The organism is Mesorhizobium sp. M0830 (genome assembly GCF_040319965.1).
Taxonomy (GTDB): Bacteria; Pseudomonadota; Alphaproteobacteria; order Rhizobiales; family Rhizobiaceae; genus Mesorhizobium.
This window is the reverse complement of the sequence record NZ_JAMYOR010000111.1, coordinates 1-8,166: the sequence shown is the minus strand read 5'-3', so window position 1 is coordinate 8,166 and position 8,166 is coordinate 1. Positions and strand designations below refer to the sequence as shown.

8 protein-coding genes are annotated in these 8,166 nt (G+C 57.8%); 2 read left to right on the top strand and 6 right to left on the bottom strand.

From position 1 onward, the window contains the following. The first annotated feature begins 226 nt into the window (after nucleotides 1-226). Entirely contained in the window at nucleotides 227-373 is a 147-nt protein-coding gene (locus NKI20_RS33060; RefSeq protein ID WP_352838153.1) for a hypothetical protein, read from the top strand. A 123-nt stretch (nucleotides 374-496) separates the two neighbouring features. On the opposite strand, the gene NKI20_RS33055 is transcribed toward NKI20_RS33060, so the two are convergent. The 5 genes from NKI20_RS33055 to NKI20_RS33035 are packed head-to-tail and all read right to left on the bottom strand — an operon-like array spanning nucleotide 497 to nucleotide 5,986. Continuing rightward, nucleotides 497-1,534, bottom strand: a complete 1,038-nt coding sequence (locus NKI20_RS33055; RefSeq protein WP_352838151.1) for an ABC transporter ATP-binding protein — start codon at nucleotides 1,532-1,534, stop codon at nucleotides 497-499. Next, a complete protein-coding gene (locus tag NKI20_RS33050) occupies nucleotides 1,531-2,547 on the bottom strand; it encodes an ABC transporter ATP-binding protein (protein WP_352838149.1) in 1,017 nt (338 codons plus the stop codon). Before NKI20_RS33050 ends, NKI20_RS33055 begins: the two co-directional genes overlap by 4 nt. Further along, nucleotides 2,544-3,437, bottom strand: a complete 894-nt coding sequence (locus NKI20_RS33045; RefSeq protein ID WP_352838147.1) for an ABC transporter permease — start codon at nucleotides 3,435-3,437, stop codon at nucleotides 2,544-2,546. The genes NKI20_RS33050 and NKI20_RS33045 overlap by 4 nt, the downstream gene beginning before the upstream one ends. 1 nt (nucleotide 3,438) lies before the next feature. Next, nucleotides 3,439-4,377 carry an ABC transporter permease gene (locus NKI20_RS33040; RefSeq protein WP_352838145.1) on the bottom strand — a complete coding sequence of 313 codons (939 nt, stop codon included), beginning with the start codon at nucleotides 4,375-4,377 and terminating at the stop codon, nucleotides 3,439-3,441. Nucleotides 4,378-4,405: 28 nt separating this feature from the next. Beyond that, complete coding sequence (locus NKI20_RS33035; RefSeq protein WP_352838143.1) at nucleotides 4,406-5,986, bottom strand: ABC transporter substrate-binding protein; 1,581 nt, start codon at nucleotides 5,984-5,986, stop codon at nucleotides 4,406-4,408. Nucleotides 5,987-6,472: 486 nt separating this feature from the next. Between NKI20_RS33035 and NKI20_RS33030 the strand changes: the two genes are divergently transcribed. Further along, nucleotides 6,473-7,483, top strand: a complete 1,011-nt coding sequence (locus tag NKI20_RS33030; RefSeq protein WP_352838141.1) for an IS110 family RNA-guided transposase — start codon at nucleotides 6,473-6,475, stop codon at nucleotides 7,481-7,483. Between the two features lie 198 nt (nucleotides 7,484-7,681). Here NKI20_RS33030 and NKI20_RS33025 read toward each other — a convergent pair whose 3' ends face one another. Further along, the gene (locus NKI20_RS33025) at nucleotides 7,682-8,083 is read right to left on the bottom strand and encodes a transposase (RefSeq protein WP_352838139.1); all 402 of its coding nucleotides are present in this window, start codon (nucleotides 8,081-8,083) and stop codon (nucleotides 7,682-7,684) included. Nucleotides 8,084-8,166 lie beyond the last annotated feature (83 nt).

Below are 8,166 nucleotides of genomic sequence, written 5' to 3'. Positions count from 1 at the left end.
ACGGCCGAGGAAAACTCGACCTACTCCAGGCGCGCGTCATCGGTTCTGCGTAGGCCCCATCACCACCAAAAGTGCGTCAGAGCCCTTATTCCACGCCGAAACACAGCCGGGACAAAATTGCCGCTCGCGCGGGCTTGATATCCCTTATATAGTTATAACAGTTATATATGGGCTATAATCGGAGGCTAAAGATTGGCGCGTCCCTGCGACTGTTTCCGCTGATCGAATGGCCGACGATATCGATGTCATCCTCGGTCTGAAGCGGCAGAGCAACGCTGGCATCCTGTTGCAGAACTACCAGGCGCCGGAGATCTTCCATTGCGTCGCGGAAATTCCGTTGCAAGACTGTAGCCTTGCGGCGAAGTTACCTTGACCGAACTGCCCGAGGCCAACAGGCTCGTTTCTCAGAGATCGAGAATCTGCTCTTTCCGTACTTGTGCGTGTGGCTGGGACGCAAAGCTCCTGCCGACACCTCCCAACGCCTCCCTAGTCACAATCATTTGGTTCCGACTGAGAAGAGGTGTGACCCGTCCAGATCCGGGATGATTTCCCGCTCCAGCGGGAAATGGCATTTGAAGCTGTGCGCCGTGTCCTCTCGGGTTGCCGACGGTTCGGGGAAGACGCGGCTGCAGATATCCTGCGCGTAACGACAACGGGTGTGGAACTCGCAGCCTGATGGCCGCCTCATCAGGCTCGGCACCTCACCCTTGAGTTCGATCCTATTGAGCACCGCATCCGGGTCAGGTTCGGGATTGGCCGCGAGCAGCGCCTCGGTGTAGGGATGACGCGGGTATTCAAAGATGCGCTCGGTCGAGCCGACCTCAATAAAGCGGCCGAGATACATGATCGCCATGCGATCAGTCATGTGGCGCACAACGTTAAGATTATGCGTGATAATTAGGATAGCCATGCCGAGTTCGTCCTGAAGCCGCGCGAGAAGATTGAGCACCTCGCCCTGCACCGAGACGTCGAGGCCTGCGGTCGGCTCATCGGCAATGATCAAGTCCGGATTGAGCGCAAGTGCCCGCGCGATACCAACACGCCTGGCCTGACCTCCGGAAAGCTGATGGGGGTAGCGGCGAGCAAAATCCGCTGGCAAGCCGACCATGCGCAGCAGGCGGTCGGCTTCGCCTCCGAGATCGCGACCCTTTAATCCATGGATGCGAAAAGGCTCTGTCAAGAGCGCCCGAACCGTCAGCCTCGGCGAGAGTGAGCCGATCGGATCCTGGAACATCATCGCCATGCGCCGCAAGTAGGGCTTGCGTTCAGCCCCGCTGAGCGCCTCAATTTCCTGTCCGTCGAAGCTGATGCTGCCACTCACAGCCCGCTGCAGGCCGATGATCGTGCGCGCGACGGTCGACTTGCCTGAGCCGCTTTCACCGACAAGGGCGAGGGTCTCGCCCTTGGGGATTTGAAAGGACACACCGCATACTGCTTCGATGAAAGGGGCTTTCGTCCCGGTTGCCAGCGCCTTCAGTGGACCCATTGTGCGGAAACGGACGCGCAGGTCCTCAACCCGAAGCAGCGCGCTCATGCCGGAACCAGACGCTTGTCATCGAGCAGATGGCACCGGGCGACATGGTCGAAACCGATGCGGTACTCGACCGGGTTCTCTTGCACACAGCGGCTGTACGCATGTCGGCAACGTGTGCGGAAAATGCATCCCACTTTGCTCCCCAGGAGGCTGGGCACCTCGCCCGGAATGGTCGGCAAAGTGCGCGTGCTCTTTTTGATCCGCCCGGGATCGCACTCAAGCAGCGCGCGCGTGTAGGGGTGAGCAGGATTGAGGAAGATGTCGCGAACGGCGCCCTGCTCCACCACTTCGCCCGCATACATAACGACCACCTGGTCGCACAACTCAGCCACCGCGCCGAGATGATGGGAAACGAAGAGCACAGAGCAACCGATTTCTTTTTGCAAATCCTTGAGGAGATGAATGATCTGCACTTCCAGCGTTGCATCAAGCGCGGTGGTTGGCTCGTCGGCGACGAGAAGTGCTGGTTTCACAAGAAGCGCCATGGCGATGCAAACGCGCTGACGCATGCCGCCTGAGAAGTGATGCGGATAGGCCTGGATACGGCTTTGGGGATCGGGAATTCCGACTCGGTGAAGCATCTCGATGGCGCGAGCGCGCTTTTCGTTCCGGCTTCCTTGTTCGTGGTGCTGGATATCGATCATCTGGCTCTCAATAGTCCGCACCGGATTGAGTGCGGTCATTGGGTTCTGAAAGATCATGGAGAGGCGATCACCAAGCAGGTTACGGCGCGCCTGAGCGGACATTTTGAGCAAGTCTTTACCTTGGAACAGGATGCTGCCGGATGTCACATCTGCATTTTCTGGAAGCAGGCCCATCACCGTATACGCGAGTGTCGACTTCCCGGACCCGCTTTCTCCGACTATGCCAATCACCTGTGCAGCCGGCACGGCGAGCCAGACATTGCGCAGGGCATGGACGTGGCCACGCGGTGTGCTGAAATCAAGATTTAGATCACGAACCTCAAGTAGCGGCCGGGTGGACGTACGCGGTGTTAGATCATCGCTTGTCATAGATCTTTCCGCAATTTGGGATCGAACATATCGCGCAGCGCCTCGCCGAGGAACGTGAAGCCAAGCGTTGCGATGACGATGGGAATGCCGCCGGCAACAACCAGCCAGGGCGTCGCATTGATGTAGCTATAGCCGTCGTTGAGGATAGCTCCCCAATCAGGGGTCGGCGGGCGCACACCCAAGCCGAGAAAACTGAGACCTGCCTCTACGGCGATGACGGCCGGCACGTCCATACTCACGAGGATGAGAAGTGGGCCTATTACGTTCGGGAGCACGTGCACGGCCAGGAGGCGCGTTGTGCCGGCGCCCATGCTGCGCTCCGCGGCAATGTATTCGCTGTTGCGAAGCGATTCTGTCTGGGTACGCACGACCCGCGCATAAATAGGCATGGACGTTATTGAGATGACCAGAATGACACTCGCTAGGCTTGGGCCCAGAAGCGCGATCATGGCCAGCGCGAAAACGATACTCGGAAACGAGCGGATCGTATCGAAGACAAGCAGTAGCACATTGTCGAGCCAGCGAGGACCGAAACCTGCAATCAAACCAAGGACGAGGCCGACTGCCAACGAACTGCCGAGAGAGGCGAAAGCAACGAGAAGCGGGATGCGACCGCCCATGATGGTGCGAGAAAATGTGTCGCGTCCCAGATGGTCCGTACCCAGCAGAAAATCCAGTGAAGGTGCGGCCAGACGCGGCCCCACCATGATCCGGATCGGATCGTGCGTTATCAACAGCGGAGCGAAGATTGCAGTTGCTGCTATGAGTACGACAAGCGCTGCTCCCAGGATGCCCATGCGGTTTTTGCGAAATTGCCGCAGGAAGGTACGAAAGGCGCCGGCATCAATGGCATCGCTAAGTTTGGGACGGGTGGCTTCTACACTCTCCATGTCAGAGCTTTTCCTGGGTTCGCGGATCGAGGAATGCGTTGAGCACATCGGAGAGCGTCGTGGCGGCAACGATCAGGACAGTCGTGACGAGCACTACGCCCATGACAATCGGATAGTTGCGCGTATTGACCGCATTTACGATCAAAGCGCCGATGCCAGGTCTCGCGAAGACCACTTCAATAAAGACCGCGGACGAAAGCAGCCACGCGATGCCTACCCCCAGTATGGTCACGGTCGGCAGGATCGCGAGCGGCAGCGCGTAGCGCGCAACGATACGCCATTCCGATATCCCGAAGGAGCGAGCCATGCGCACGTGGTTTTCTCCTAGGACCTCGAGCATCGAGGCGCGCACCAGCCGGGAGATGTAGCCGACCCAGCCAATCCCCATGGCGAACGCTGGGAGAATGAGATAGGCAAGTCCATCCCAAAATCCATTGCCGACACCGATCGCTGGCAGCCAGCGCAGAGTCACGGCAAAAATCAGCAGCGCATAGACCGCAATCACGAAGGAAGGAATTGCGATCGTGGCGACCGCCATGATCCCGACAACCTGGTCGATCAAAGAGTTGCGCCTTATGGCCGAGTAACATCCAAGTGGCACTGCGATCGCGACCGCCCACAAGATCGAGACGAAGATCAGTTCGATCGTATAGGGCAATTGCTCGAAGACGATCTCCCTAACAGGCCTCTGGCTAAACGCGTCGAAGCCCAGATCGCCATGGAACACCCTACCAAAAAAGATGGCGAGCTGCATAGCAAGGGGTTTGTCCAGCCCCATTAGCTGATGGATTTGAGCCTTCATCTCTGGAGTCGCCCGTGGACCGAGCAAAGTTACTGCAGGATCGCCAGGCACGGCATGGATCATGAGGAACAGAAGTGTCACCGCGATCGCAATGATTGCGACCGCGAGGACAATTCGTTTCAGGAGATAGAGCCACATAATTTCCGCCCGATCACATCGCTTGAGCCTAAACCGGCTGGAAATCGATAAAGAGCGGGGCTCCGTCCGGGCGCGTTGAGGCCAGCACTTTTGTGTTACGGTACATGATTGGCGATGCCCCATGGGTCAAGAAGCGGTAGGCGCCGGAATCCTCCATCAGATCCTGCATCTCCTGGTACAGCTCCGCTCGCTCCTGGGGGTCCGCTATGGCAAGGGCTTTGGTGCTGAGTTCATCAAACCGCTCACTGCGGAAGCGCTCCCAGTTCCATACACCTACTTGTTCTTGCACGAACGAGCTAGTCGAGTAATGAGGGTCCGGCAGGCTGGAGTAGCGATTGACGATGAGCTGCATATCCTTCCAGCGGTCGCCATCCGATTCCATGCCGAGTGTCCAAAACGAGCCGGAATCTTGGACATTGACCACGACCGCAATACCGATTTGGGATAGTTGTGACTGAACGATCTGAGCTATGGTCGAATAAGTGCTCGCGTTCTCACAATCGATTGTCAGGGTGAGATCCCTTACGCCAGCCTTTTCCAGAAATTCCTTGGCCTTTACCAGATCGCCCTCTGGGGGAACGAGCGCCTTATCGCGATGCCCGACGATGCCTGGAGGAATAGTGCCTGTGGACACTGCTGCCTGGCCCGCATAGGCGGCATCCAGGATCTGCGGCACATTGATCGCCCACTGGATCGCCTTGCGGACATTGATGTCCTTCAGCTTCGGGTGATCCAAATTCATGCCAATCCAGGAGTAATAGAGCGAGGGATGTTCCTCGACCTTGGTGTCGGCCGGCGGGGCGCTCTTGAATTTTGCTAGAGAGTCGACACTGATACGAGTGAAATCAACGTCACTCGCTTGGTATGCCCTCTCCGCCGTTTTATCGTCGCCGATTGGCACAATGCGGATTTCATCAAACCCCGGCTTCGGGCCAGACCAATCCGGATTTCGTTCTAAGAGCAAGAACTGGTTCGGTTTCCAGTCAGCAAGTATATAGGGACCAGAGAATGCTGGCGGCTTAATGCCAAAATCACCGCCGTCCTTGGATGCGCTCATCACGGCATCTTCCGAAAGAATATGACCGACGGCATAGGGCAAGCTGATCATCCAAACCGGCACGTATGGCGTCTTGAATACGATGACGCCTGCATGGTCATTCTCAATCTCGACATGATCGAGCGGACCCCACTCAGGCTTCGTCGGCGCGTTGAGTTTAATCGCGCGCTCGAAAGAAAATTTCACGTCCTTCGCCGTTAACTCGCCATGGCCGCCGGTGAATTTGATGCCTTTCTTCAGGCGGAAGCGGATATGCGTCGGGTCTATCTGCTCGACCGTTTCTGCTGCCTCGAGTTCCCAGCCCCATTCGGAGCCCGGCTTGAAGCGTGTGAGCTTCGAATAAATGCAATTCATCACGTCGACTTCGATACTCGACACATAGAAGTGTGGGTCGAGCTTCTGGGGACTTCCAGCGCAACGCGCCATAAGGACCTTGCCTTCGGCAGCCCAGATCGCCTGAGAGAGCGTCATCCCGGAAGCTAGAACTCCTCCTCCTAGCGCTGCGCCGGTTTTGAGGATGGTCCGGCGGCTTACACCTATGCTATTCTTCATGGTCGTTCCCATTCAGTTTTTTGTTTAGTTGATTGGCGCCCAGGAAGGCTAGCGACGCGGGAAGAACAAAACAACGGAACAAAAAGTTATGTACCGAGCGACTAAATGTTATCCGTTAGTAACGGCTCCTGTAGGCTCAGCTGACTGATTGTGTCGCCCTAAGCTACCCGGTAGCTGAAGGGATAGCTTTTTAGTGCTTCTGCACCGCCACCCCGATTGCCTTCGCGGCCGCGCTAAAGCGTGTCGCGATTAATTGGCCTCATATTCAGCAGCTTTTGAAGGAGTTTCTGCATTCGGCGGGCTCAAATAGGTTGCATGTATCCCGAGACCGTCGCAGAGAGCATCGAATGTCCTGGCCGCCTTCTTTCCCAGTCTCGCCTTGAGTTTTGAATAGGCCATCTCGATTGATGGTGTGGATGGCTCCTGCTCCCGGCGTCGCATTGCGCCATAGTTGGGATGTTGTCGTCCCGAGCAAAGGAGCCATCCATGTCAGAACTTGCCACAGTTGGCATCGACCTCGCAAAGAGTGTCTTCCAGATCCATGGTGTCGATGGGAACGGTCGGGTTCTCGTACGCCGTCAGCTTCGCCGCAGCCAGTTGCTGGTTTTTTTCCAGAAGCGTCCACGATGCCTGATCGGCATGGAGGCTTGCGCAGGTTCTCACGATTGGGGGCGCAGGCTTCTGGAGATGGGGCACGACGTCCGGCTGATGCCGCCCTCCTATGTGAAGCCTTACGTGAAGCGCGGGAAGACGGATGCTGCGGATGCGGCCGCCATCTGTGAAGCCGTGACACGCCCCTCCATGCGGTTTGTCGCCATCACGAGCGAAGCCTGCTCGTCGGTTCTGGTTCTTCACCGCACGCGAGACTTTCTGGTTCGCCAGCGCACGCAGATCGGCAACGCGATCCGGGCCCACATGACGGAGTTCGGCGTCATCGCGGCGAAGGGCGCGCAGAACGTCAATCGACTGAAGGATCAACTGGATCAACTGCCGGAAGTAGCTCGAATGCCTGTGAGTTTGCTCTTCGATCAGTTGGCCGAGACGGACAAGCGGATCGAGCGGCTGACCGACGAGCTCGAAGAGACCTACGCGCAAAGCGAGACAAGCCAGCGTCTAGCCACAATCCCAGGTGTGGGGATGCTGTCGGCGACGATCATCGCGGCGACGACGCCGGATGTCGACAATTTCGGCAGCGCAAGGGACTATGCCGCCTGGCTCGGCCTCACTCCCAAGCCGCACTCCACCGGAGGCAAGCAGAGGGTGGGCCGGATCTCGAAGATGGGCAATCGTTATATCCGACGCTTGCTGTATCTGGGCGCCATGGCGCAGATCATGCTCAGATGCAGACTCAAGCGCGAGCCGACCTCGGACTGGCTATCGGGCATGCTGATGCGAAAGAAGACGAAGATCGTCGCCGTCGCTTTGGCGCATCGCATGGCACGAACAATATTCGCCGTCCTGAGGGACGGATCGCGTTACGAGCCGAAGTCAGCCTGACAGGCTCTCGGAATGGTCAGGGCAAAGTGAGGTGATGGCGAACAAACGGAGACGAAGAACCAGGACACCCCGATCAATCCGAAGCGCCTCGAGCGCGCTCGATTGAGTGGGACCTGTTCTCCAAGCGGATATTCATCAGGGCGCGCAGCGATCCCGTTGCACATTCAGACGCCGTATACATGGCCGCAACCGACCTGTTCACCAAACCCGATCCGATACCCTTGACCCGCAGGAGCCATCCATACACGGGTTGAGATCGGGAGAGTACGGCGGCAGGAACAGGAGCAATGCGCCCCTTTGGCGAACCAGTTGTACGGCGCGCTCATTCTTGTGGAAGCCGACATTGATGACGACATCGCCGGACGACAGTTCTGGAGCGAGTTGGGTTTCGACGTAGCGTTCGGAGATGGCGGCATTGATCGGCGCGTTGATGATCCACGGCGCGACAAGACCGTGGCATCGGAGTCCGGCGATGAAGGTCTGCGTCTGGCATTTGCCGAATGGGGCATGCGTCCTGAAGCGCTCGCCCTTCGGCGCCCAGCCGGTGCGTTTGGTCAGCTTGGTGTTGGTCGACGGGTGAGTAGGCCGGAGGGATTTCACCTGCCGGCCTCTCGCAGAAGGGTGCGTGAACCTCTCGATTCACACCGCTCCCATCAGGCAAACGTATTCGTTCCGAACGCCTT